Source organism: Pseudobutyrivibrio ruminis CF1b (assembly GCF_000424005.1).
Lineage (GTDB): Bacteria > Bacillota > Clostridia > Lachnospirales > Lachnospiraceae > Pseudobutyrivibrio > Pseudobutyrivibrio ruminis_C.
The window spans coordinates 295,566-320,597 of sequence record NZ_AUJB01000009.1; the positions used below are offsets into that span (position 1 = coordinate 295,566).

21 protein-coding genes are annotated in these 25,032 nt (G+C 43.0%); 18 read left to right on the forward strand and 3 right to left on the reverse strand.

The window, feature by feature from the left end:
• Nucleotides 1-22 precede the first annotated feature (22 nt).
• From fliD to G592_RS0108100, 7 genes are all read left to right on the forward strand, one after another.
• On the forward strand, nucleotides 23-2,194 hold the full coding sequence (gene fliD, locus G592_RS0108070; RefSeq protein WP_028247381.1) for a flagellar filament capping protein FliD: 2,172 nt from the start codon (nucleotides 23-25) through the stop codon (nucleotides 2,192-2,194).
• Nucleotides 2,195-2,245: 51 nt separating this feature from the next.
• On the forward strand, nucleotides 2,246-2,650 hold the full coding sequence (gene fliS / locus G592_RS0108075; protein WP_028247382.1) for a flagellar export chaperone FliS: 405 nt from the start codon (nucleotides 2,246-2,248) through the stop codon (nucleotides 2,648-2,650).
• A gap of 79 nt (nucleotides 2,651-2,729) precedes the next feature.
• Complete coding sequence (locus G592_RS0108080) at nucleotides 2,730-3,212, forward strand: hypothetical protein (protein ID WP_051194818.1); 483 nt, start codon at nucleotides 2,730-2,732, stop codon at nucleotides 3,210-3,212.
• A gap of 322 nt (nucleotides 3,213-3,534) precedes the next feature.
• Complete coding sequence (locus G592_RS0108085) at nucleotides 3,535-5,031, forward strand: flagellin (protein WP_028247384.1); 1,497 nt, start codon at nucleotides 3,535-3,537, stop codon at nucleotides 5,029-5,031.
• Nucleotides 5,032-5,158: 127 nt separating this feature from the next.
• On the forward strand, nucleotides 5,159-5,656 hold the full coding sequence (locus tag G592_RS0108090; RefSeq protein ID WP_028247385.1) for a hypothetical protein: 498 nt from the start codon (nucleotides 5,159-5,161) through the stop codon (nucleotides 5,654-5,656).
• A gap of 61 nt (nucleotides 5,657-5,717) precedes the next feature.
• Complete coding sequence (locus tag G592_RS17010) at nucleotides 5,718-7,583, forward strand: glycosyltransferase (protein WP_028247386.1); 1,866 nt, start codon at nucleotides 5,718-5,720, stop codon at nucleotides 7,581-7,583.
• Nucleotides 7,580-8,734: a CgeB family protein gene (locus G592_RS0108100; protein WP_028247387.1), complete on the forward strand. Its 1,155-nt coding sequence runs from the start codon at nucleotides 7,580-7,582 to the stop codon at nucleotides 8,732-8,734. Before G592_RS17010 ends, G592_RS0108100 begins: the two co-directional genes overlap by 4 nt.
• 2 nt (nucleotides 8,735-8,736) lie before the next feature.
• Here the strand turns inward: G592_RS0108100 and G592_RS0108105 are convergent, their stop codons facing one another.
• From G592_RS0108105 to G592_RS0108115, 3 genes are all read right to left on the reverse strand, one after another.
• Nucleotides 8,737-10,011 (reverse strand): hypothetical protein, encoded by a 1,275-nt coding sequence (locus G592_RS0108105; protein ID WP_028247388.1) that lies wholly within the window; start codon nucleotides 10,009-10,011, stop codon nucleotides 8,737-8,739.
• Nucleotides 10,012-10,303: 292 nt separating this feature from the next.
• On the reverse strand, nucleotides 10,304-11,344 hold the full coding sequence (locus tag G592_RS0108110) for a glycosyltransferase (RefSeq protein WP_028247389.1): 1,041 nt from the start codon (nucleotides 11,342-11,344) through the stop codon (nucleotides 10,304-10,306).
• A 3-nt stretch (nucleotides 11,345-11,347) separates the two neighbouring features.
• Complete coding sequence (locus G592_RS0108115; RefSeq protein WP_028247390.1) at nucleotides 11,348-12,736, reverse strand: ABC transporter substrate binding protein; 1,389 nt, start codon at nucleotides 12,734-12,736, stop codon at nucleotides 11,348-11,350.
• 70 nt (nucleotides 12,737-12,806) lie between these two features.
• Here G592_RS0108115 and G592_RS0108120 point away from each other — a divergent pair, with 70 nt between their 5' ends.
• From G592_RS0108120 to G592_RS17015, 11 genes are all read left to right on the forward strand, one after another.
• Nucleotides 12,807-13,541 carry a ComF family protein gene (locus tag G592_RS0108120; protein ID WP_036952226.1) on the forward strand — a complete coding sequence of 245 codons (735 nt, stop codon included), beginning with the start codon at nucleotides 12,807-12,809 and terminating at the stop codon, nucleotides 13,539-13,541.
• A gap of 17 nt (nucleotides 13,542-13,558) precedes the next feature.
• Nucleotides 13,559-13,963 carry a flagellar protein gene (locus tag G592_RS0108125; protein ID WP_028247392.1) on the forward strand — a complete coding sequence of 135 codons (405 nt, stop codon included), beginning with the start codon at nucleotides 13,559-13,561 and terminating at the stop codon, nucleotides 13,961-13,963.
• Between the two features lie 110 nt (nucleotides 13,964-14,073).
• Nucleotides 14,074-14,526 carry a hypothetical protein gene (locus tag G592_RS0108130; RefSeq protein ID WP_028247393.1) on the forward strand — a complete coding sequence of 151 codons (453 nt, stop codon included), beginning with the start codon at nucleotides 14,074-14,076 and terminating at the stop codon, nucleotides 14,524-14,526.
• Nucleotides 14,527-15,438: a hypothetical protein gene (locus tag G592_RS0108135; RefSeq protein ID WP_028247394.1), complete on the forward strand. Its 912-nt coding sequence runs from the start codon at nucleotides 14,527-14,529 to the stop codon at nucleotides 15,436-15,438.
• Between the two features lie 33 nt (nucleotides 15,439-15,471).
• Entirely contained in the window at nucleotides 15,472-16,338 is an 867-nt protein-coding gene (cdaA, locus tag G592_RS15975; protein WP_242830153.1) for a diadenylate cyclase CdaA, read from the forward strand.
• Nucleotides 16,339-17,586, forward strand: a complete 1,248-nt coding sequence (locus G592_RS0108145; protein ID WP_028247395.1) for a YbbR-like domain-containing protein — start codon at nucleotides 16,339-16,341, stop codon at nucleotides 17,584-17,586.
• Between the two features lie 39 nt (nucleotides 17,587-17,625).
• Nucleotides 17,626-18,975, forward strand: a complete 1,350-nt coding sequence (gene glmM / locus G592_RS0108150; RefSeq protein WP_028247396.1) for a phosphoglucosamine mutase — start codon at nucleotides 17,626-17,628, stop codon at nucleotides 18,973-18,975.
• 46 nt (nucleotides 18,976-19,021) lie between these two features.
• The gene (locus G592_RS0108155; protein WP_028247397.1) at nucleotides 19,022-19,288 is read left to right on the forward strand and encodes an HPr family phosphocarrier protein; all 267 of its coding nucleotides are present in this window, start codon (nucleotides 19,022-19,024) and stop codon (nucleotides 19,286-19,288) included.
• 121 nt (nucleotides 19,289-19,409) lie between these two features.
• Nucleotides 19,410-21,098 (forward strand): 2-isopropylmalate synthase, encoded by a 1,689-nt coding sequence (gene leuA / locus G592_RS0108160; protein WP_028247398.1) that lies wholly within the window; start codon nucleotides 19,410-19,412, stop codon nucleotides 21,096-21,098.
• Between the two features lie 107 nt (nucleotides 21,099-21,205).
• Complete coding sequence (rfbB, locus tag G592_RS0108165) at nucleotides 21,206-22,291, forward strand: dTDP-glucose 4,6-dehydratase (protein WP_028247399.1); 1,086 nt, start codon at nucleotides 21,206-21,208, stop codon at nucleotides 22,289-22,291.
• 56 nt (nucleotides 22,292-22,347) lie between these two features.
• Complete coding sequence (locus G592_RS17015) at nucleotides 22,348-25,032, forward strand: GH25 family lysozyme (protein WP_051194819.1); 2,685 nt, start codon at nucleotides 22,348-22,350, stop codon at nucleotides 25,030-25,032.

The window sequence follows — 25,032 nt, forward strand, 5'->3', positions numbered from 1 at the left end:
TTCGACGATAGGAGGGTTATTTATGCCTATTAGAATTTCGGGACTAACTTCGGGTCTTGATACCGAGTCCATTGTAGGGGCTCTGGTATCTGCCTACAGTTTTAAGAAAGAAAAATACGAAAAAGCCCAGACCAAGCTCTCGTGGAAACAGGATGCCTGGAAGGACCTGAATACAAAGGTGTATAGCTTCTATACATCTGTTAGTAACATGCGTTACAGCTCAAGCTATGTGACCAAGAAGGCATCTGTAAGCAATAGTTCAAAGGCTAAGGTTACAGCAGGTGGTGAAGCAATCAACGGCACCCAGACTCTGAAGGTTAATTCACTTGCAAAGACTGCCTATATCACAGGTGGTAAGCTTGCAAGTAATATTAGCTCAGACTCTACACTTGCGGCTTTAGGAATTAAAACTGGTACTGATGAGAAAGCGACTATTCAGGTTAAAACTAATAGTGGCGGTACTACAAAGATAGACATTGAAAGCAGCATGACTGTAAATCAGTTTATTTCTAAGTTGAATGAAGCTGGAGTACAGGCTAATTATGATTCCAAGAATCACAGAATATTCGTAAGTGGAAAGCAGTCTGGTGAAGCTGGAGAATTTTCTCTTCAGGCAGATAATGCACTTGGTTTGGATGCTCTTTCAAAATTAGGACTTCTTACAGATTCAGAGCTTAACTCCATCGGAACCACAAGTACTGAAGGTGCAGACCTTATTAAGAAGCAGTATGGCGCTGGAGTTGCTACAGCCAGTGGATTTGCAGAATGGATTAAAGATGCTAAGGAAGCGAAAGCCACTCTCAATGATGCTAGCGCATTAGATGAAGACAAGTCAGCGGCTCAAGCTGTATTGGGTGAACCTGCTATAAGGAATATTGTTGAGTATCTTGAATCTAAAGATGGTTTTGACTGGTCTACCTTGACTGATGAGCAGATTACAGCTTACGGCAAGGAAATATATGACAAAGGTGAAATAAATTCAACTTCATTAGCGGAAACAAGAAGTGGATTAGTTGTATCCATTAATGCAGTCAGAGATGCATATGTTAAGTTGGAAAAAGCTAATGCTATGCCTAACGAGACGGCTGCAGAGCAAACAGCTAGAGCAGCAGCCATTGCAGAAGCACAGGCAGAAGTTGATACCGCTCTTGAAGATCCAACAAATGCAAAATGGGCTGAGTATATTCAGAATACCTTTGGTAGTAAAAATAGTGACACTGATGAAAGCTACAGTAAATTCTGGTCACAGAGTGATAACCTTGCACTTGCAGACAGTGTAATGTACAGAATCGACCTGGCACAAAAGATAGAGTCAGGAGAGATGGATCTGACAAAGGTTAACACAGGTACAAAGGTTGATGGTACTGACGCTGAGATTGTTCTCAACGGTGTTACATACACCAGCAGCACCAATTCAATTACTGTAAATGGTCTTACCGTTGAAGCCCTTGGCGAGACAGCGGAGGACGAAGTATTGTCAGTAACTGTATCTAACGATACAGATGCTTTATATGACAAGATTAAGGATTTCTTATCACAGTACAACAGCTTAATGAATGAAATGCAGAAGCTCTACAATGCAGATTCTGCCAAGGACTATGAACCTCTTACAGATGATGAGAAGAATGAGATGTCCGAAAGCGAAATCGAGAAGTGGGAGCAGAAGATCAAGGATTCATTGCTGCGCAGGGATACAAGCTTGAGCAGTATCATTTCTACAATGACTATGTCCATGATGAGGACCTACGAAATCAATGGAAAGACATGGTCATTAAGTGGTACTTTGGGAATCCACACTCTTGGTAGCCTGAATGCAGAAAAGAATGAGGGCTATGCATACCATATTGATGGTGATTCAGAGGATTCCAAGACCTCAGGAAAGCAGGATAAGCTGAGAGAAGCTTTGGCAGATGATCCTGATGCTGTTATCGATTTCCTGAAACAGCTTACATCAGGACTCTATACTGACTTGGATGCCAAGATGAAGTCTACCTCAGTTAAATCTGTATACACGGTTTACAACGATAAGGAAATGGCTTCAGAGTATTCTAATTACTCAAAGCTTATCAAAACCTGGGCTGACAGAGTTACCGATATGGAGGACGCTTATTATAAGAAGTTCGCCGCAATGGAGTCAGCACTGGCTAAGCTGCAGAATAGTTCATCTTCAATTACATCAATGCTTGGTGGATGATGAGACTAGTAAGTATAGACAGCAAAAAGGATTTACGAGGAGGCGGTTTATATGACACCAATGAATGGGTATGATGCTTACGCAAAAAACAGAATATTAACAGCTAGTCCCGCAGAGCTGACATTGATGCTGTATGAAGGAGCAATAAAGTTTTGTAATATAGCAATTGTGGCATGTGAAAATAAGGATATTGAAAAGGCTCACATTAATATTCGCAAGACAGACAGAATTATCGAGGAGTTTGAGATTACCCTCGACGAGAAATATCCTGTTGCAAAGGATTTCCATGCTGTGTATTCTTATCTTAGGAGCTGTTTAAGACATGCTATGATAGATAAGGATCCAGAAACCTTGCAGGAGGTGCTGAAGCACCTGCGCACTATGCGCGACACCTGGAAGGATGTTATGAAGCTCACAGCCAATGGTAAAAAGCTGGATGGGCAGCAGGCTGGATAACACGTAAACGTAATGTGGCTCCTCGTAATCCGAGGAGCCATATTTTATGCTAAGAGCGTAACAAATGGAGGAGGGGATTATGGAAAATATGGATTATGTAGTGATGCTACGTGAGTCGCTGGAGAAGAAGGTGGACATTTTGGAGGTGCTTCTTATAAGAAATAAGGAGCAGGCAGCAATATTGCAGGATCCTAATACTTCGCCAGATGATTTGGAGAAGAATATGAACATGAAGTCTGAGCTCATTGACAGGATTGTGATGCTGGATGATGGGTTCGAGCAGCTGTTCAACCGTGTGAAGGCGATTCTGGATGAGGATAGGGCGACCTATGCAGATGAGATTCGTCTGATGCAGGATTTGATAAGAAAGATTACAGAGCTCACTGCAGATGTGGAGGCTACTGAATATAAGAACAAGGAATATGCCAAGACCCGCTTCTCAAATATCAAGAAGGATCTGAGGGAAGTGAAGAAGTCCGGGGATGTGGTTTCATCATATTATAAGAATATGATGGCCCATAATAAGGTGGATGAACCGGCTTTTTGGGACAAAAAGAAGTAAAATGTAACAAAAAATTTAATAAATTTTCAGACAAAATTTTAACTCGCGCAAACCCAGTAAAATCAAGGGCTGCGCGAGTTTTTTATATTGCGCACAAAATGAGAAAATTGTTATAAAATGAAACTTTTTTAGAAAAAGGGGTAAAGTTTTTGGACAGGGTCTCGATAAATAAGGTGTAAGGAACAATTTCCTTCACAAAATCGAATTCGAATCTTATTAGAAAACAAATTAAATAACCAGGGCCGGACACGGATGTTGGGCTATCAGCAAAAACGGATTTAAATGCTAAAAGGATTTAGCAGAATCTCATGGAGGAATTATTATGGTAGTACAACATAACATGCAGGCAGCTAATGCTTCAAGAACATTGAACATTACAACAGACTCTCAGTCAAAGAGTACTGAAAAGCTTTCAAGTGGTTATAAGATTAACCGAGCAGCAGATGATGCAGCTGGTCTTTCAATTTCTGAGAAGATGAGAAAACAGATTCGTGGTTTGACCCAGGCATCTACAAATGCTTCAGACGGTGTTTCTTCAGTACAGACAGCTGAAGGTGCCCTCACAGAAGTTCATGACATGCTTCAGAGAATGAATGAGTTGGCAGTTCAGGCAGCTAATGGTACAAACTCAGAATCAGATCGTGATGATATCCAGAACGAAATTGATCAGCTTACACAGGAAATCGATCGAATCGCTTCTACAACAAAGTTTAACGAGACATTCCTTCTTAAGGGCGATATCGGATTAAAGAGAATGTATATCAACGCTCACGATGCAGGTCTTGATGGAACTCTCATTCAGAATACAACAAAGGCTACATTCACAATGGAGTCCCTCGAAGCAGGTGAGAAATATAGAATCGGTGGTATCCAGTACACAATCGGTGCTACAACAAATGAAGAAGCAGCTAAGGCTCTTCACCTTGAAAGTGCATACGATAAAAAAACAGGTGCATGGTCAATTGATGCAGGTGATACCATTTCAATCGATGGCAAGACATACACAATCAATCCTGATACAGTAGGAACAGATGTAGCTAACGCAAAGGTTACAAACGGATACCTCAACAAGCTTATTACTGAAGGTTCAGTTATTAAGTACAACGGTAACGAAGTACAGAGATTCTCAACATCATACAACGCAAAGACAGGTATTGATGATGCTAACGTAACACTTATCAAGGCTACTGCAGCATACAACATGGTTGCAACAGAGCTTAAAGCAGCATCTTCTGTAGGCGCAACAGACGGCGCAGCAGCAGTTGTAGATATGGATAAAGATAATAAGAATGGTGTTGGATCTGTTTGGGAACAGGCAGTCATCTCTAAGACAATCGGTGGTGATAAGGAGCCAACAAAGGTTACATCAATCAGCTTCACACTTACAAAGGGCTACGTAAATATCCAGAACGCACTTACACTTAACCTTCACGTTGGTGCAGACGCAGCCATGACAAACAAGATCAACGTTACTCTTGAAGCTATGAACGCAAAGTCAATCGGTATCAACGGACTTAACGTATCAGATGCAACAGGTAAGGCAGCAACATACGCAATCGACGCTATCGCCGATGCAATCCAGAGAGTATCAGCTCAGAGAGCAGAACTTGGTGCTATCCAGAACAGATTAGAGCACTCAATTAGAAACCTCGACAACGTAGTTGAGAACACAGAAGCTGCAGAGTCTCGTATCCGTGATACAGACATGGCTGATACAATGGTTGAGTACAGCAAGAACAACATTTTACAGCAGGCAGGACAGTCAATGCTGGCTCAGGCTAATCAGGCAACACAGGGTGTTATGAATCTCCTACAGTAACACCTGTTGATAAATACCATAATCTCACTCCCCACCTCACCGAGGTGGGGAAATTACTAAGAAGGACTAATAACTAAGAAAACAATTCCACTTCGGTGGATTCATAGATAGAAAAGAGGTAAGGCTTATGGCATATTTTACAAGAAACAAGATGTTAACAATGGTTTTGGAGCTTTACACAGCGAACACAAGATTCGCACAGGGCGGTACAGGGGATGATGCAGAAGATCTTAAAGTCCTCATCGCTTGCCAGCAGAAAGCCTTAGTACTTGGTGAGTACTTAGAATCGATGGGCATGGATTACTCGGACATCGTAGAAAAATTTGAAAACTACTGCAACATGGTTTACGATATAAGTGAAAACCTTAGTGATACAGTTTTAGTAATGGACAGAAAAGCTAGAATCGATCACAAGATTTGCGACATCATTAGCGAGATAGAAAACAGAATAGTAGAAATTAGAAGTATTGATATTTACGACTTTAGAGGATTGGTAGATGCTCCCGGAGAGAAACGCATCGTTAGCAACGAAATCAATCGATTGATTGATTCCTGCTTAAGCAGTGCAGGACCACTTGAAGAAGGAGAGGAAATGTACAGACCACTAGTAATCGGAACATACTAATAATAAAAAAGTAAGGCTCGTCACATGACGAGCCTTTTGGTGATTATGGGGCGGGGAAAAAATGAATAATAAACCAAAGACTAAGCTTCTTACAATTTCACTTTTATGTTGTGGCAGACCTGATACAACAGAGCGCTGCCTTAAATCTTTGATGCCTATTCGCGAGGCAATTGATTCGGAAATTCAGGTTATCGACACTGGATGCAGCAAGGAGACTCGCAAGATTATCGAGAAATATGCAGATGAAGTTTTCGAGTTTACCTGGGTTAAAGATTTTGCAGCAGCCAGAAATTTCCAGCTGGATCAGGCTAACGGCAAGATGTTTTTGTATATAGACGATGATGAGTGGTTCCTTGATACCACATATATCATCGAGTTTTTCAAGGACCCTAGATGTACTGAGTACAACGTGGGTGGTTATTTCCAGAGAAATTATCTGGACTTTGAAGGCAAGGAGTACGAGGACACAGAGGTAATGAGAATGTGCCGCGTGGATCCTGATGTGTGCTTCAAGGGAAAAATCCATGAGTACATTTATCCGGGCTGCGGCAACACCATGTTTATGGATGCCAGAGCCGGTCACTTCGGATACGTATACGAGTCTGAAGAGGAAAATGTAAAGCATTCCCTCAGAAATATTCCACTCCTCATCGAGATGATGGAAGAGGAGCCTGACGAGCTGCGCTGGCCATATCAGCTGGCTCAGGAGTACAAGGCTATCAAATATAATAAAGAGCTTTTGGACCTTTGCACTGCTACTTATAACAAGATAGCCGACAGCAAGGAAGAAGTTGATAAGAAATATCGCGGCAGCTTTGCCTGTGGTATTGTCATTGCCATGGCAAGGCTTGAGATGCTGGATGAGCTGATGGCATTCTACGAGGAATTGAAGAAAAAGAAGAATCTGTTCCCGCTTCCTATGGCAAAGATTGCCTTCTATGCAGCCAAGGTCCACTTCATCAACGATGAGAATGATAAGTGTAAGGCGGAGATAGATTACTACTTTGACGTGTATGAGAAGGTAGGAAAAGATATAGGTCTCATGTTTATTCAGGGCGGTATTTTCTCAAACGATACCTTCAATGAGACGAACATGAATCTGATGTACTGCTACGCTATGACCTGCGGTTTGCGCCAGGGAGATTATGGCCCACTGGTACATTACTACAGAAGAATCACCTGGAATTCGAAAGTTGTGAGACTGAACCGAGGCTTTGTTATGACTCTTGTGGCAGAGGCGGCCAAGGTAGGATACAAAAAAGAAATCAGGGATGTTTTGAACAAGTTCTTCACCAGCGAAGGCTTTAGAAATCTTCTTGAGAAAATCATAGATGAAGCAGTGATTGATTTTGATGAGGAAGGCCTGCTGAATATTAAGAACGCCTTCAAGACTACTGAAGGTGAAAAGGAACTGAACCTTTTCATGGATGTGAGAATCCTGGAGCATCAGATATCCAGCATCGAATCCTGGGACAGCTTCAAGCAGCTTTTAGATATTTTGGAGGCTTATGCACAGCTGACTGTGAAGTGGCAGCGAGTCCATGATTCAATGTTCCCATCAGAGAATCCATCCTTCACACTGGCTCAGGAGACAAAACTGGGATGTGATATCAATGACTTCATAGAGTGTGAAAGCAAGGATGTGCCAAAGGCGCTGTCTTACATAAAAGATATGATTGGAAGACGACCTGTTATGAACCCAGCAATTGGAGAGCTGGCTGATATGTACGGCAGGAAGCAGCAGCTGGATGCCCTCAGGGCAAAAAATCCAGTCAAATTTCAGGAGATGTACAACCTGGAGGAGCAGATACTTTTGCAGATAGCGGAGCTGGATGCTGCGGGGCAGGTGGATGAAGCAGTAGCGACTTATCAGGAGTTGATAATGGCGATTAAGTCCACATATGGTGTGGAAACTTTACATGTATGAAAATCTTAATGTATCGCTGGAAAGCGTATAACTACAAAGATATAAAGTATACCTTCATAAAATTGGGGTACGAAGTGGAGGAGGTCTACCAGGACCTCCTCAATTATGATGTGGATGAAGAGTTCGCCGAAAAGCTAAAGGGCATAATTCGTAAAGACGTATATGAATTCTTCTTCACCGTAAATTATTTTCCTCTCATATCCAATGTGTGCCAGGAGTGCGGGCTCCTTTATGTGTGCTGGAGCTGCGACAATCCGCTGATTTCCATGTACCACAAATCGGTGTTCAACGATGTGAACCGTATTTTTCTATTTGACCTGACAAATGTGGAAGAGTTTTCGGGAATGGGTGCAGACCATATCTATCACCTTCCGCTGGCGGTGGACACAGAGAGACTGGATTATCTTTTTGCAAATTCCACAGACCTTGATTTATATGAAAATGAGATAAGCTTTGTGGGCTCCCTCTATGAGAAAAATTCCTACGACAAGATGGAGTTTACATTACCTGATTATTTGAGAGGATACTTTGAAGCTACCATGGAAGCACAGAAGGATTTGCATGGAATCAACATTATTGATAGGATGCTGACACCAGAAATTCTTATGGAGTTGCAGCAGTATTTTGAGCTGGAAAAATCAGAGGATTCCCTGTCTGATTTGAATCTGATTTTCTCGGTGACAACTTTGGGATTTAAGATAGCAGAAAAGCAGCGCAGAAGCATTCTCATAGAGCTTTCAAAGCATCACGATGTGAGCATTTACACCAACTCGAATGTGCATGATTTGATTAGGGTAAATTACAGGGGTAGTGTAGATTACTGGGAGGAGATGCCAAAGGTATTCCGTGGCTCGAAAATCAATCTGAACATGACTATCCCAAATATCAAGAGCGGAGTGCCACTTCGTGTTTACGATATTTTAGGGGCAGGGGGATTTTGCATTACAAACTTCCAGGCGGAGCTACCAATGTTTTTCGAGAATGAAAAACACATGGTATGGTATTACAACCAGAGGGATTTATACGAGAAGGTAGATTATTATCTGCGCCACGATACTGAGCGCCAGCGAATTGCCCGAGAAGGATATGAGTACATAAAAATGCACTGCTCATATGAGCAGCGCATTAAAGAAATCTTAGAAACTATATAATCTTAGAGACCGTAGTTCATGAGCATTCCGGAATAAGCGCTGGTAGCGTACGGTGCTGACAGGCTCTTTCCTGGATTCTTATATTCAACTACAGCTTTATCAACGTAAGCCATCGGATTAATGGAAGCCTTTGAGGCCGCCCTGCTGATGGCTGCTTTTAATTCATTGAGAACTGTGAAAGCCTCGGCTCTGTCGTCGCTGTTAATCACCTGTGAAAGCTGGGCTTCATTTAAAATCAAATGGCCAACTTCGTCGATGTGGATGCCGGCATATTCAAGGCTGCTCTGCATACCCTTTGCGATAGAAGAAATCTCATTTAAAAGGGTGCGGTTCTGGTGAGCACGATTGTATTTCAGGCCTATGTTAATCATGCCGTTGTAGCTGGTGAGCAGCTGGTTAACTCCATCGGTGAGGGCTTCTGTGTCGTTCATAAGACCAACTGTAACCTCGCCATTTGAAGGAGCTCGCAGGCTAATCTCGTAAGCTTTGTTAACTGTGAAGGTGTTGGACATAGATGTGTGATCAACGCCATTAAGTGAGAAGTCGGAATTGACTGGCTCCTGAACGGTCCTGTCTATGCCAAGCATATTCAGCTCTCTGTATGAAATATTAGAAGAAATATTAAACAGAGATGTGTCACCTTCTGGAAGGCCTGTGGCCTTGGAAGTAATCTGTATAGCGTTGTCCCCATTGCTGCTGGTCATCAGCGATGCACTTAGGCCAACATCAGAGCTGTTAATCAGACGGATAATCTTTTGCTGAACTGTCTGATTAGACTCGCCTGCGTTAACATTGAATTGGAACTCATAAGAGTGATTCTTAATATCCAAATCAAATGAGTACTGGCCTTCCTCGAAGTTGTGTCCATCTGCTGGAAGGAAATTGCCCATGTTAACCTGTGGAGTAGCAAGTGAACGAACATCTATCGTAAAATCATCTGCTGGTGTAGATTCGTCGCCGACAAATACTGCCTCGACTGAATCTGGATTAGAAGATGAAGCAATACGCTTATTCAAAATATCCTCAATGCTGTCTCCCGCAGAAGAAAGATTAGAAACAGAAAGAGACATAGAGTTGGCGTGCTCTTTGATATCAATGGCAAACTGACCCATGTCCTCTGTGTCTTTTATCTTGTACAGAGGAGCGTCCTTGTTGGCCTTCACTATTTTATTGTATGTGTCGCGTAACTCACTTTTCTTATGGGATTCATAACGAGAGCCTATGTTACTGCCATAGGTGGTCATGAAATAGTTGTACGCTGCATCAATGCGTGCCATGAGACGTCCCTCCTTTCTTCCTTGATAAAATAACCTGCGACAATCCTTTGCCTAAGCCGGGACACAGATATCGATACTTATAGTTACTATCATAATACCATACAAAATAAAATCTGTAAACACACCATATTTTGTAATGTTTTCAGACAATTAACCTAGATATAGAAAAAGTTGGTTACGCTCTCAATCCAGGGTTGAGAAAAGGCTGGTTACGGTCTCAAGCCTGAGATAATACTCCGCTCAGCGGGAATGCTTCGCTTGAGTATCACTCAGAGCTTGATACCTACCAGCCTTATTTTAAATCTTGGTATATATCCGAAACAGTATCTAAATAACTAGATAAATTATCAAACTTTAAAGATTTGGTTTTTGCAGATGATGATTTTGAACTATATAACGAATCTGATGATAGTAAACTTGTAATCGAATCGACGTAATCTGAAGTCTCCTTACATACGTATCCACAACTATCATCCACGATGCCTGGTAAGCCGCCGACGCCTGAGCAGACGACGGGAACGCCGAGGGTCATGGATTCCAAAGCGACGAGGCCGAAGCCTTCGTAGATGGATGGCATCAGAAGGACTTTGGTGTTCTTCATGTATTTGTATACGTTATCCTGGAAGCCTTCGAAGCTGATGGTGAGGCCGTGGCTGGCAGCGTATTCTTTACATTCGTCCAAAAGCTCGCCGTTTCCTACCATTCTAAATACAAGATTATCTCTATTTGGAAGGGCCTCGAAAACTTTTATAGCACCAAGTGGATTCTTTGCTGGATTGAAGCGGCCCACATAAAGCAGGTCCGAAGTCAGCTCATCGCAATTATCCCAATCAGCGGCAGCATCCAAAACAGTCTGTGCAGAGAATGGATTTCCCAGTACATTGATAGGGCACTTCAATCTGGAAGAATAGCAGTATTCCTTCTCCACAGATTCCGATACGGTGATAATCTGGTTGAACCATCTGCTGGCAAACAGATATGAAATTGTATTTGGATGTAATGGATTCTTGAGCCAGAGTGGATTGCAGTGAAGATGTGAAATCACTGGAACCTTGCCTCGTACAGCGAGCCCGCAAAGAACGCTGGCTGTGAAGTCGTGGGCGTGGAGTGCTGTAGGATGGAACTTGTCCACAGCGGCTTTGATAGTGGCTACGTCCAGCTTGTCGATGCCGTAGTAGCAATCATAGAGACCGATAGATTTGAGCTTGTCTTCAATAGGGCCGTGAGGAGCCATGTAAATGAACTCCTCCTTGCCTGAAAGCCCTTTGATTATGTTACACACAACATTTTCCGCACCGGAATAAATGTTGGATTTGATTACGTGTAGAATCATAAATTATTCTTCCCCCGAAGCAGTATATCTTGTTGTAGTACTGCCATATTCATAAGTCTCAAGGAACTCGTTGATTTCCTTGAATGACTTTGGAAATTCTATTTCGAACTTCTCGGCGATTTTTCCATTGTAAAGCTTAACAGCGTCATCGCCGTCGCCTGTGCCAATTTTAATAGAAGAAATCTCATCGCCGTTGAACACCTTCACAGCCTTCTTACCAGCGGCATAGCCGAGAGTGTAAGGATCCTGGAAAAGTGTAACAAGTGAGTGCTGGCCAACCTCAGTGTCCCCAGCAACTACAGTAACACCAGCTGCTGTAGTGATGTCGCCTATGACATCCATCTCGCCAGAAAGTGAGCTGCCGTAAGGAATGTAGATAGCTGAGCACTCTGAACATACTTCAGAAATGAGCTCTTCAAGAGTAGGAGCAGCCTCTTCCTCATCAGAAGCCTTGCCTGACTTAGCATCCTTAGATGACGTCTCAGAAGCCTCAGCAGTCTCAGAAGCTTCACCATCTTCCTCAGCCTCAGTCTCTGTAGCAGGAAGAACCTTGCCGCCTTCCCAGAACTCAGAAATCAAAGCTACACGAGTAGAAGATGTAGAGTTAAGACCTGGGTCTTCGTCTGTCTCGCCCAGAGACACAACCATATTGTCCATGCCCTGCTTAGCCGAAAAAGCTACATATTTGCTGGCTGAAAGGGCAGTAGAATTCTGATCTTCAGTAACAGTAGTATCCACAGGAGATGGAATCAAATATTCCTTCCATGGGATGCCGGCCTGATTTAAATATGCTTCGAAAATCTCGTTCTGATAGATAGCATCTGTATCCTCAGCCGAGAAAAGAATACCTACAGTCTGTAAATCCTCAGTGGCCTCAATCATAAGTGAAACCTGATCTACAATGCTAGGCTTGCTGCTGACACCAGTAACGTTTGTGCCAGTGGTCTTGTCCCATGACTTACCATTAAGGCTGGCGATTCGAAGTGTACCCTTGAAATCGATAATGCCTGTGGCAACGATAGGGATAATGTCAGTGCCTGACTTTGCAGAAAGAAGAGTGGATTTGCCGGCTGTGAAAATCATATCTGGTGATTTTGAAATGGCGCGGGCTGCCAGCATCTCGCTGGAATTCTCTTCGCTGACTACTGCTGTGGAGATTTTGAAATGCTGCTGGCCCAAGTAATCAGTAAGGCAATCAGTGAATCCCTGAAGCAGAACCTGATTATAGGTATTGTCTTCTGACAAAAGTGCTGATATATTATAGCAATACGAATCATTTTCAGATTCATCTTTTACCTCATTAGCAGGCTGCGAGTCAGTCTTATTTCCACATGCGGTCATGGAAAATGCCATGGTTGCTATTAAAATCAAACTTAAAAATCGTTTTTTCATATTAAAATTCCTTTTTTATTTGGTGACTAAATTATATATGCAGTGATTTGTGTTTTTCAAGGAGTATTGAATGTATTTACATATAAAAGGTATTATAGCCCCCTTGTTAGGTGTATTGTATCCAAAACGATGCGTGGCTTGTGACAAAGTTTTATTAAAAATAGAAAAAGAAATGGGTTTTTGCGCCTCCTGCAGTACAAAAGTGAAGCTGGTGGGGCCGGTGGTCTGCATGAAATGCGGCGCCCCAATAGCAGATGCCAGAGAAGAATTCTGCAAAGATTGCAAAAAGACCTCCCGGGCTTTCGTCCAAAGCAAAGCTATTTATCAGTACACAGGCGACATGAAGGACGCCATGTATAGATTTAAATATGGAAACAGAAGATGTTACGCTAGGACCTTTGCCGCCCACGGACTTCATTATTATGGAAGCTGGATCCGCGAGAAAGGCATAGAGGCAATTGTGCCGGTTCCCATGTATAAACCTAAGGAAAAGAGCCGTGGATATAACCAGGCTACGGTGTTTGCCCAGGCTTTAAGCGAAGTTACAGGCATTCCGGTGGAAGATAAAATTGTGCAACGAGAAAAAGATACCGAGGCAATGAAACAGTTAAATGCCCTAAAAAGAAAGAAAAATCTGTTAAAAGCTTTCAGTTTACGAAAAAATGATGTACAATTTAGAAAAGTGCTATTAGTTGATGATATATACACAACTGGAACAACAATGGATGAGGTCGCTAAAGTGCTTAAGCAAGGGGGAATAGACCAGGTTTATGGCATGAGTGTCTGCATTGGAGAGATGCAGTAAATTAGGAGGTATCATCTATGGATGTGCGTAACTGTAAAACTTGTGGAAGGTTGTTTAACTATTTAGGCGGCCCAAGTATCTGCGAGGCTTGCCGCGCTGACATTGAGCAGAAGTTCCAGAATACCAAGGAATATATCAGAGAAAATCCTCGTGCAAACATTCAGGAGATTTCTGAGGCTAACGAGGTCTCACCACAGCAGATTCGCCAGTGGATTCGTGAAGAGCGTCTGCAGTTTTCTGATGATTCTCCAATAGGCATTGAGTGTGAAATCTGCGGAGCTACTATTAAAACAGGTAAGTATTGTGAGAACTGTAAAAATAAGACAGCTGACGCTTTGTCTAAGTCTATCGAAAAGCCACAGGCTCCACCACCACCTGTACAGAAACCTAAGAAAGAAAACAAGATGAGGTTTATTCAATAGCGATACGAATATACACCTACCGACTAATCTCGGTAGGTGTTTTTTTTAGAAACTGTTTATGCTATACTGATTCTGAATTACTAGGTGTAGAAGACAGAGGATAATTGTTTATGATAAATGAAGAGCGCGTTAGGCATATGACTGCTATGGCCATTTTCGAGAAGGAAATGGGCCCTGAATACCAGCCTATGCTTCGCTATTCGAAGAAAGAGTATATTGCACTTCACGGTTGGGGAGGCTTTTTAGCAGGAACTCTCTTCTACGGTGTTATATATGCAGCCATTGCTTTATATCTGGTTAGCAACGTTCTTGAGAATATCACTACTATGTACATATTAATGATAGCTTTGGCCGGGCTGTTAGTTTACGCAGCCTACATTATTATCCATGTGCACTCAGCCAGAGCACGGGCAGCAAAGCGTTACAAGCACGGCAAACGCCTTATCAAGGAGCTGGCAGTAAAATACTCAAAGCTCAATCATATGTACGAGGCAGAAATGCAGCAAACACGCCCATTTCTTGCCAGAGATTACGACGACAGAAAAGGACTAGAGGAATTCTAAATGAACGCTTTTATTAGATTACGAGATGATGTACGAAGATTTGTACTTTCGCGAGAAATGCTTTTCTTAAAAATATGGAGCGCCCTTGTGGCATTCGTAGGTCTCATGTGTATCAGAGCCAATTTTGGACACAATAAGCACGTGAGCCAGTTTTGGGTTTCCATTATTATCGCTATCATCTGCGCATTTTTCCCTATTCAGGGTGTTTCAATTATTCTTACAATAGTTTTATTGATCAATTTGGTCTCACTTTCGCCAATGGTGGCCGTTGTGGCACTTGGTTTGGTGGTAGTGGGTTACTTTGTTTGTGCTTATTTTAGAAGCAAAGTTACTTCTAATATGGTGACCGTACCAATCTGTTATTCCTTTGGTGCGCCATATGTCATGTCGTTGGGCGCAGGCCTGATGTCAAATATTAACGAGCTCACATCAGTAGTATGCGGCTCGGTTATCGCATTTTATCTCCATGTTATCAAGGATAATACCACTGCGATTGTGGACGAGACTTCCGATGTATCAGTGCTTTCACTGGTTCAGGAGCAGATGTTGCAGAACCGCATGTTCTGGTTCTTCATCACAGCCATGGTTGCCATGTTTTTGGTGGTTTATATGCTACGTCAGTCCAGCATAAACATGTCCTGGATGATTGCCAATGCAGCAGGTGTTGCAGTTGAATTTATCATCATGCTTGCAGGATATCTTCTCACCAGCCAGAAGGGAGAGATTCCAGGCCTCATTCTCGGCAACATTATCGTATTTGCGGTTGGTTTTATCTTGAATTATTTTGTATTGGATTTGGATTACTCAAGAATCGAAAAGGTTCAGTTTGAGGATGATGACTATTACTACTACGTCACAGCAGTTCCAAAGATTCGACTTGCAGAAGAGGACAAGGAAGTAAAGAAAATATAATAAATTCCCATTGGGTAGAAGGAAGGAATTTCGGTGGTTGATTTTGTAAACGCTGTAGATGCCTTCATCGATGATTATTTCAATGTAAATATTCCCGATGTTTCCATCACAGATGTAATCGAGGTTTTTATAATTGCATATTTTATGTACCACCTGTTGGTTTGGGTTAAGAACAGCCGCGTTTGGATGCTTATCCGAGGCGTGCTGATTATCATGCTGTTCTTCTTACTGGCAGCTATTTTCCAGATGAATACCATTCTGTGGTTGGGCGAGAAGCTGGTATCAGTAGCGGTGACGGTGCTCATCGTGGTGTTCCAGCCAGAGCTTCGTCGAGCACTGGAGCAGATTGGTCGAAGAAAAATCACTTCGCTGTTCACATGGAACATCCTTAAGACAGGCGCTAAGAAATTCGATGACTCTACAATCGTTGGTCTTGTTACAGCCTGCTACGAGATGGGAGCAGTTAAGACTGGTGCTCTTATCGTCGTGGAAAAGGATATGCAGCTCACAGAGTTTGAACGTACAGGTATTGGCATTGATGCAGTGGTCAGCAGACAGCTGCTTATCAATATATTTGAAAAGAACACTCCACTTCACGATGGAGCTGTCATCGTCCGCGGAGACAGGGTGGTTTCGGCTACCTGCTATCTGCCACTTTCTGATAACATGGCCCTTTCAAAGGACCTTGGAACCAGACACAGAGCGGCAGTTGGTATCAGTGAGGTATCTGATTCCCTCACTATCGTTGTTTCCGAGGAGACAGGAACTGTTTCTTACGCCAGAGAGGGACGCATCGTTCGCGATGTAAAGGAAGACGAGCTTATTGCAGAGCTTAAGCGTCTCCAGAATCCTGAGGAAGCGGCAGAAGCGTTCACAAAAAGTGAAAAGGAGGGCAAATAAATGCAGCAGAAAATAATTAATGCCCTCACAAAGGACGTAGGATTAAAGATTTTAGCTATCGTATTCTCGTTCCTGCTTTGGCTTGTTGTTGTAAATATCGATGATCCTAAGCAGACCAGAACATTTACCTCAGTTGTTACAGTTACCAACGAGGATGTGCTTACCCAGGCTGGTAAGCTTTACGAGATAAAGGATGGCGTCAATACAGTCAGCTTCAGAGTTACAGCAAAGCGTTCTATTATAGAGAAGCTTTCGCCTTCAGATTTCTCTGCGGTGGCTGATATGAACAACCTGGAAAACAGTGAGCGTGTGCCGGTTACAATTGCGGCGAAATCATACGTTAACTACATCACTATTTCCAGCAGACAGAATTATCTCTATGTAAATCTTAAAGATCTTACTACAGAGAGATTCCTGATTGATGCTCAGACATTTGGCGAATTGGAGCCAGAGCTTGCAGTTGAAGAAGTGACCTGCAGCCCTACAGTTATCACTGTTACGGGACCACAGGATATTGTAAATAAGATTGAATCTGTTGTTGCTTCAGCAAACATCACTGGTGTTACCGGCAACTTTACAGAAAACGTTATCCCTAAGTTTTACGATGCTAAGGGCGAGGTGGTAGATACATCATCACTGAACATGTCAGTATCTACTGTCAGCGTCAGCGTTTCATTCGTAAATACGAAGGCAGCAGACATAGTGGTTAAGACCAGCGGCATCCTGTCGCCTGAGCTTACCCTTGGAAGTATAAAGACAGATCCATCATCTGTAATGATTATTGGTGAGCCTAGCGCACTTAATGAAGTGAGCAACATCACCATTCCAGAAACAGTTATCAATCTGTCAAACCTTACAGGCTCATTCACCACATCAGTAGATATTTCAGCTTATCTGCCTGAGGGTGTTCAGCTGGCAGAGGGTACCTCTTCTAAGGTTTCTATCTATGTCACTATGGCTAATGAGACCGCATCTACAGTCACTGTTCCGGCGGACAACATCGAACTTCGAAACGTTCCTGAGGGACTAGCAGTTTCATTGGATGTAGAAAAAATCACTACCGATGTATTTGGTAGCGAAGAAGCTTTGGCTGGACTAAAAGCTGATAATGTTAAGGGCTACATTGATTGCTCTAATCTCAGCGTTGGCGAAGGTCAAAACGCAGCTTTACAGTTTGATAACCTTGAGGGTATCACTGTTCAGAATACATCAGTCACTGTTACGGTAATTGAAGCGAAAAAAGAATAGATTTCGCTTACAGTGAAGAAAAAGAAACGAGGATTAATAATGGGAAGATTATTTGGAACAGACGGAGTCAGAGGAGTAGCTGGCTCTGAGCTTACAATAGACCTTGCTCGTGCACTTGGTCAGGCAGGAGCTTACGTGCTTACAAAGGAGGCTAGCCACCAGCCTACAATCATCGTTGGTTGTGACACTCGTATCTCAGGCACAATGCTTGCATCTGCACTTATGGCAGGCATCTGCTCCGTTGGAGCAAATGCAGTTTACGTTGGAGTACTTCCAACACCTGCAATCGCTTACCTTACTCGTAAGCACAAGGTTGACGCTGGAGTTGTTATTTCAGCCAGCCACAACCCAATGGAGTTTAACGGAATCAAATTCTTCAACGGAGATGGCTTCAAGCTTTCTGATGAGTTAGAGGATGAGATTCAGGCTCTTATCGAAGCAGATATGAAGGGCGTAAGCCTTCCTACTGGCGCAGAGATTGGAAAGATTGATTATCGTTTCGATCTTGGTCGCGAGTATGTAGATTTCCTTAAGAAGACAGTTCCACTTGATTTATCAGGATTAAAGATTGTTATCGACTGTGCTGAAGGTGCTTCTTACCGCACAAGCGTAGCTTGCCTTTCAGAGATGGGTGCTGAGCTTATCACAATTCACAACAATCCAGATGGAACAAATATCAACAGCAACTGCGGAAGTACTCACATGGATGAGCTTAGAGCTCGTGTTGTTGCAGAGAATGCACAGGTTGGTCTCGCATTTGATGGCGATGCCGACAGAATGCTTGCAGTAGATGAGAAGGGACGCCTTGTTGACGGTGACCAGATTATGGCTATCTGCGCTAAGCACATGAAGGACAAGGGTACTCTTAAGAAAGATACCTGTGTTGTTACAGTAATGACAAATCTTGGCTTCACACTGATGGCAAAGGAACAGGGCATCAATGTAGAGGTTACAAAGGTAGGCGATAGATATGTATTAGAAAACATGCTTGCCAAGGGCTACAACATCGGCGGCGAGCAGAGTGGTCACGTTATCTTCTTAGATGACAACACCACAGGTGATGGACTTCTTTCAGCTCTTCACCTTCTTCGTGTTCTTGTGGAGACAAAGAAATCTCTTTCAGAGCTTGCATCTATTATGGATGTATTGCCACAGGCACTTGTAAATGCAAAGGTACCAAACCACAAGAAGGAAAGCTACATGGAGTATCCTGAGATTGCATCAGCAATCGCAGAGCTTGAGAAGAAGTTCGCAGGTGAAGGCCGTGTCCTTATCCGCCCATCCGGCACAGAGCCTTTGGTTCGTGTCATGATTGAGGGCAAGGACCAGACAGAAATCGAAAACGACGCCAAAGCGTTAGCAGAATTAATAACAAATACAATGCTTTAAATTCAAAGTTTAATGTAAAGCTTTGTTCATAGAATAGGGATTTGGAATGGTTTCACAAAAAGTAAAGATTAAGAATGCCACAGGTTTGCACCTGAGACCAGCGGGACTACTTTGCGAGATAGCCATGAAATATGGGTGTAAAGTCACTTTTCACACCGGTGACAACTATGAAGCAAATGCAAAGTCAGTATTAAGTGTACTTGGTGCATGTGTTAAAAGTGGTGAAGAAGTTGAGATATGCTGCGATGGGGCAGACGAGATAGATGCTTTAGCAGATCTCGTTAGTTCAATTGAAGCAGGATTAGGAGAGTAGTAAAAATAGCCTGTAGGAGACAAGCTCATATATTTCTTAAGCGAAGCTTTCTATAGCTGAGTGTAGAAATCATATGGCTTGTTACCGTAACAGGCGAGAGATATATTAGGAGGACAGAATAATGTTGAACTACAAGCGTTACAAAGCGAACCCAGTGTTAAAGTTTCCTGAGCGTACATGGCCTGAAAAGCAGATCACTAAAGCTCCAATTTGGTGCTCAGTTGACCTACGTGACGGCAATCAGGCTCTCGTCGAACCAATGTCGGTTGACGAAAAAATGGAACTATTTGACCTCCTAATCAAACTAGGCTTTAAAGAGATTGAAATTGGCTTTCCCGCAGCCAGCCAGATAGAATTTGACTTCTTAAGACAGTTAGTAGCAGAGAATAAGATTCCTGATGACGTAAAAGTCCAGGTACTTTCTCAGTGCCGTGAAGAATTAATTGACCGTACCTTTGAGGCTATCAAGGGTATCAAAAATGTAATTTTCCACATCTACAATTCCACATCTACTCTTCAGCGTGATGTTGTTTTCAATGCTGAAAAGGATGAGATTATCGAGATTGCAAAGAAGGGTACACAGATGGTAAAAGACCGTCTCGACCGCTTCGATGGAAATTTACAGCTTGAATATTCACCAGAGTCATTTACTGGAACAGAGGTTGAATTCGCACTCGATATTTGTACAGCAGTGCAGGAAACATGGAACAAAGCCACTCCTGCACCTATCATTTTCAATCTTCCTGCAACAGTGGAGATGAATACACCTAATGTTTACGCAGACCAGATTGAGTGGATGAGCACACACTTCAAGGACAGAGAAAACATCATCCTTTCAATTCATCCACATAACGACAGAGGTACAGGCGTTGCTATTACAGAGCTTGGACTTCTTGCCGGCGCAGACCGTGTAGAGGGAACACTTCTCGGAAACGGTGAGCGTACTGGTAACGTAGATATTCTTACAATCGCTTACAATATGTTCTCACAGGGTGTTAACCCAGAACTTCACCTTGAGGATATCAAGGAAATCGTTGAGGTTTGTGAGCGAGTTACCAAAATGCCTACAGACGCAAGACACCCATATGCAGGTGAGCTTGTGTTTACAGCGTTCTCTGGTTCACACCAGGATGCTATAAATAAGGGCGTCCGCGCTATGAAGGATCGTCAGAATCTTTACTGGGAGGTTCCTTATCTTCCAATCGATCCTGCAGATATCGGACGTATGTATGAGCCAGTGGTTCGTATCAACAGCCAGTCTGGCAAGGGTGGCGTAGCCTTCGTTATGGATACAGTTTACGGTTACAAGCTTCCAAAGAAGATGCAGCGTGAGTTTGCTGATGTTGTTCAGTACATTTCTGAAAAGCAGGGCGGCGAGGTTACACCACAGCGCATCATGGAGGCATTCAAGTCTCAGTATCTTGAAAACAAGGAGCCACTTACTCTTGAATACGTTGTTATTCATGATAGCAAGGAGACAGACGATACAGTTGCAGTTCTCGACTTCAGCTACAATGGAGAGAAGTTCCATTCAGAGGCAGAAGGAAACGGACCTATCGATGCTGTTAAGCTTGCAATCAAGCAGTGCGTACCAGAGCTTGAGTTCACACTCATCGACTACACAGAGCATACACTTGCTCAGTCACAGGGTTCTGGAGCTAAGGCTGCAGCATATATTGAGATGCGTGATGAGCGCCACGGCAACACAACATTCGGTGTTGGCGTAAGCTCAAATATTACAAGAGCATCTATCCGCAGTTTATTCTCTGCGTATAATAGATTAATTGCAAAAGCAAAGGACTATGTATAAGACTTCCAATTCAAATCCTTTAGATTTCTTTAGTATTTAAATTCTAAAGAGTGAAGTAATATAGGGATTATGAATGGATTAGGGAGAGAGAAAGGAATTTAATAATTATGAGAACTTATCTAGTAACAGGTGGAGCAGGATTCATCGGTTCTAACTACATTCATTACATGTTTAAGAAGTACGACAACGAGATTAGAATCATCAACGTTGATAAGCTTACATACGCTGGTAACCTCGAGAATCTTAAGGATATCGAGAACCGCGACAACTACACATTTGTAAAGGCTGATATCTGCGATAAGGAAGCAATCAGAAAGATTTTCCAGGAGAACGATATCGACCGTGTAGTACATTTTGCTGCAGAGTCACACGTTGACCGTTCTATCGTAAACCCAGAGGTTTTCGTTCAGACAAACGTACTTGGTACAGCTGTAATGCTCAACTGTGCTAAGGAAGCTTGGGAGCTCGAGGATGGTTCATTCAAGGAGGGAAAGAAGTTCCTTCACGTTTCTACAGACGAAGTTTACGGATCACTTCCAGATGATGACAACGCATTCTTCTATGAGACAACACCATATGATCCACATTCACCATACTCAGCTTCAAAGGCTAGCTCAGACATGCTTGTAAAGGCTTACATGGATACTTACAAGTTCCCTGCAAACATTACAAACTGCTCTAACAACTACGGCCCTTACCAGTTCCCAGAGAAGCTCATTCCACTTATCATTAACAATGCGCTTCAGGGCAAGGACCTTCCAGTATACGGTGATGGAAAGAACGTACGTGACTGGTTATATGTAGAGGATCACGCTAAGGGTATCGATATGGTTCAGGAGCAGGGTAAGCTCTTCGAGACATACAATATCGGTGGTCACAACGAAAAGCAGAACATCCAGATTATCCACATCATCCTTGATACACTTCAGGAGATGCTTCCAGAGGGCGACCCACGTAAGGAGCTCGTATCAGAGAAGCTTATTAAGTACGTAACAGACCGCAAGGGTCATGACAGACGTTACGCTATCGCTCCAGACAAGATCAAGGCTGAAATCGGCTGGTATCCAGAGACATGCTTCGAGGAAGGTATCAAGAAGACAATCGCTTGGTTCTTCGAGCACGAGGATTGGATGAAGAACGTTACTTCAGGTGATTACCAGAAGTACTACAACGATATGTATTCAGGAAAGTAATTGGTTGATAAGACAACATCGCACATACTAGATGATATATTTGGGAGATGATGAAAATGAGAGGAATAATTGAGGGCATAAGGTTTTTCTTCGCCACACACAGAGCGGCTCGTATTGCTTTAGCTGCTGTTGTGGGAGCATCAGCACTTGGTGCAGGTGGCGCAGGTATCTATGCAATCTTAAATGATGACGTCGCATCAGATGAGGTAGTTGAGGAAGTTGAGGTGGAAGAAGAGGCAGCAGCCGAAGATGTTTACATCCCAGCTTTCAAAAACATCGTCCTCACAAGTGAATCCCTTGAAAAGGATTTAACAATTTACATTTCAGATACAGAAGACAACGCTATTACAGGCGTGCCTTTCCAGATTAAGCTTATTAAGCCTAAGGAGGCTGAGAGCTTACAGGCATCAATTGATGAGATTAAGAAGATTGATTCAGACATCAGAGAGATGGCTGGCGGAGCTTTAGGTACAGAAGAGGCAGAAGATACTGAAGAAGTTAAAGAAGAGACAACAGAGGAATCTACTGAGGAGACAGCACAATCTGATTCAGAAAAGATTCTTGCATTACTCGAATCAAGAAATGTAGATATTACAGTAACTGACGAGAATGGAGAAGTTGTTGATACTCAGAAGGGTCGCATCAAGGATGACCCACTTTATCAGCTGATTCTCGATAAAGAAACAGCAATTCAGTCATATGCTATGGCTGTAAAGGAAGCGGAGGGTACTATCGTCACTGATGAAGATGAAGATGGTGTCATCGCTGAAAAGGACATGGAGCCAGGCGATTATGTAGCCTGCCTCATGTACGACTTCGACAACGAAGAGATTTATGAGCCTTCAGATTTTGCAACTGCAGTCAATGTAAAGGACAAGGTTGAGTTCAAGGTTCAGAAGGAAATCAAAAAGCAAATCAAGAAGGATGTAGCAGCCGAGGATAATCAGCCTAAGGAAGCAGCTCCTGTAGAGGCAGTTCTCAAGGATACAGTAGAGTATGTAGCTTCAAGCAAGGTTGAAAGCGGAGGCTCAGCAAAGGGAATCAAGGGTTCTGACATTGCAGCACCTAAGTCTACAAAGGGCACAAGCAAGGCTACAAAGAAGGATGGCGGAGTTACTTCTGTAGTACACAAGGTCGCAGCTAAGACATTTAATGTAATTATCAAATGTGTAGCAGAAGATGGTAAGGAGCTTAGCAAAGAAACCAAAGCTTTTGCTCAGAACAGTGAGCAGACATTTGAAGCAAAGACAATTGATGGATATACTCTTTCTTCTGAGAAACAGAAGAAGATAAAGGTTGATAAGGACAACATTACAGTTGAGTTCAAGTACAAGAAGAACCAGCCAAGTCCTACACCTACAACTACACCAAGTGTAAATCCTAGCCCAACAGCTACACCTACACCAACAAGTACTCCAAGTCCTACAGCTACACCAACTCCTACAACAGAGCCTACTAAGGAGCCAACAACAGAGCCTACTAAGGAACCTTCAAAGGCTCCAAGTTCAAGTCCTAGTGCTTCACCAAGCCCTAGCACAACGGAGCCAAGTCCTACAGTTGTTGATGGTGCAGCAATCATTACTAACAGACCAGTAGCAGCTTCTATGAACATGACTAGATTCATGGCAGCAAAGCTTTCAAGAAGAATTGCAGCAAACACTACAGAGGAAAAGGCTACTCTTGATATGAGCTACTCTAACGGTGTGTTTACTATCTCAGCTACTAATAATGTTGGTTCGGTAACAGTAAATGGCACAGCTGTCACAATGAAGGATGGCAAGGGTACATTTACAGTTACAAAGGATGGAGATTACACACTTGCAGGTGTGGCAACATTCTCAGATAAGGCCACAGACAATACACTGAAGGTCACTTACACAGTTTCAGGCTATGGCACAGCATCTACAGAAAGACTTAAGGATAAGGAAGGACATGAGCTCTTCCTTGATGAGGGACTTACAAAGCCAGCTACTGCAGCAGATTTTGCAGCAGACAAGACTTTCTACTATAAGGCTCCAAACTATGTATATTACGGATGGCAGTCAATTAACGGAGTAAGCTATTTCTTCGATAAGAACGGAAACAAGGTAACAGGTGAGCAGGTAATCCAGGGTGTTAAATACAACTTTGGTCCTGACGGAGGCCTTCTTGTAAAGGGCAATGGTATCGATGTTTCCAAGTATCAGGGAAAGATTGATTGGAATCAGGCTAAGTCAGCTGTAAGCTTCGCAATCATCCGTTGCGGATACCGCGGACAGACCGACGGACAACTTCATGAGGACCCTTACTTCTATCAGAACATGAAGGGGGCCAAGGCGGCAGGCGTTGCAACAGGTGTTTACATCTTCTCACGTGCTGTCAACGAGGCAGAGGCCGTACAGGAAGCATCAATGGCTGTAGCTATGGCCAATAGCGCAGGTGGATGCCCATACCCAATCTTCATCGATATGGAGGATACAGCAAGAGGCGGCGGATTATCAGCTGCACAGCGTACAGCTATCGCAAACGCATTTATCTCTACAGTACAGTCATCAGGCTACAAGGCTGGTGTTTACTGCAGTAAGAACTGGATGAACCAGAGAATGAATGCAGGCGGTATCAACGGCAACGCTTACATCTGGATCGCTCAGTACAACACATCATGTACTTACAGCGGTAAGTATTCAATGTGGCAGTATTCTTCAAAGGGTTCAGTTCCTGGTATCAAGGGTCACGTAGATATGAATAAGTCCTTCTTCTAA

Coding starts and splice junctions, on each gene's coding strand:
- G592_RS0108130 (WP_028247393.1), top strand. CDS start 14,074: ATGATAAATGAAGAGCGCGTTAGGCATATGACTGCTATGGCCATTTTC.
- G592_RS17015 (WP_051194819.1), top strand. CDS start 22,348: ATGAGAGGAATAATTGAGGGCATAAGGTTTTTCTTCGCCACACACAGA.
- G592_RS0108135 (WP_028247394.1), top strand. CDS start 14,527: ATGAACGCTTTTATTAGATTACGAGATGATGTACGAAGATTTGTACTT.
- G592_RS0108120 (WP_036952226.1), top strand. CDS start 12,807: ATGTATTTACATATAAAAGGTATTATAGCCCCCTTGTTAGGTGTATTG.
- G592_RS0108100 (WP_028247387.1), top strand. CDS start 7,580: ATGAAAATCTTAATGTATCGCTGGAAAGCGTATAACTACAAAGATATA.
- G592_RS0108125 (WP_028247392.1), top strand. CDS start 13,559: ATGGATGTGCGTAACTGTAAAACTTGTGGAAGGTTGTTTAACTATTTA.
- G592_RS0108090 (WP_028247385.1), top strand. CDS start 5,159: ATGGCATATTTTACAAGAAACAAGATGTTAACAATGGTTTTGGAGCTT.
- G592_RS0108115 (WP_028247390.1), bottom strand. CDS start 12,736: ATGAAAAAACGATTTTTAAGTTTGATTTTAATAGCAACCATGGCATTT.
- fliS (WP_028247382.1), top strand. CDS start 2,246: ATGACACCAATGAATGGGTATGATGCTTACGCAAAAAACAGAATATTA.
- rfbB (WP_028247399.1), top strand. CDS start 21,206: ATGAGAACTTATCTAGTAACAGGTGGAGCAGGATTCATCGGTTCTAAC.
- glmM (WP_028247396.1), top strand. CDS start 17,626: ATGGGAAGATTATTTGGAACAGACGGAGTCAGAGGAGTAGCTGGCTCT.
- G592_RS0108085 (WP_028247384.1), top strand. CDS start 3,535: ATGGTAGTACAACATAACATGCAGGCAGCTAATGCTTCAAGAACATTG.
- G592_RS0108110 (WP_028247389.1), bottom strand. CDS start 11,344: ATGATTCTACACGTAATCAAATCCAACATTTATTCCGGTGCGGAAAAT.
- G592_RS0108105 (WP_028247388.1), bottom strand. CDS start 10,011: ATGGCACGCATTGATGCAGCGTACAACTATTTCATGACCACCTATGGC.
- G592_RS0108155 (WP_028247397.1), top strand. CDS start 19,022: ATGGTTTCACAAAAAGTAAAGATTAAGAATGCCACAGGTTTGCACCTG.
- G592_RS0108145 (WP_028247395.1), top strand. CDS start 16,339: ATGCAGCAGAAAATAATTAATGCCCTCACAAAGGACGTAGGATTAAAG.
- G592_RS17010 (WP_028247386.1), top strand. CDS start 5,718: ATGAATAATAAACCAAAGACTAAGCTTCTTACAATTTCACTTTTATGT.
- fliD (WP_028247381.1), top strand. CDS start 23: ATGCCTATTAGAATTTCGGGACTAACTTCGGGTCTTGATACCGAGTCC.
- G592_RS0108080 (WP_051194818.1), top strand. CDS start 2,730: ATGGAAAATATGGATTATGTAGTGATGCTACGTGAGTCGCTGGAGAAG.
- leuA (WP_028247398.1), top strand. CDS start 19,410: ATGTTGAACTACAAGCGTTACAAAGCGAACCCAGTGTTAAAGTTTCCT.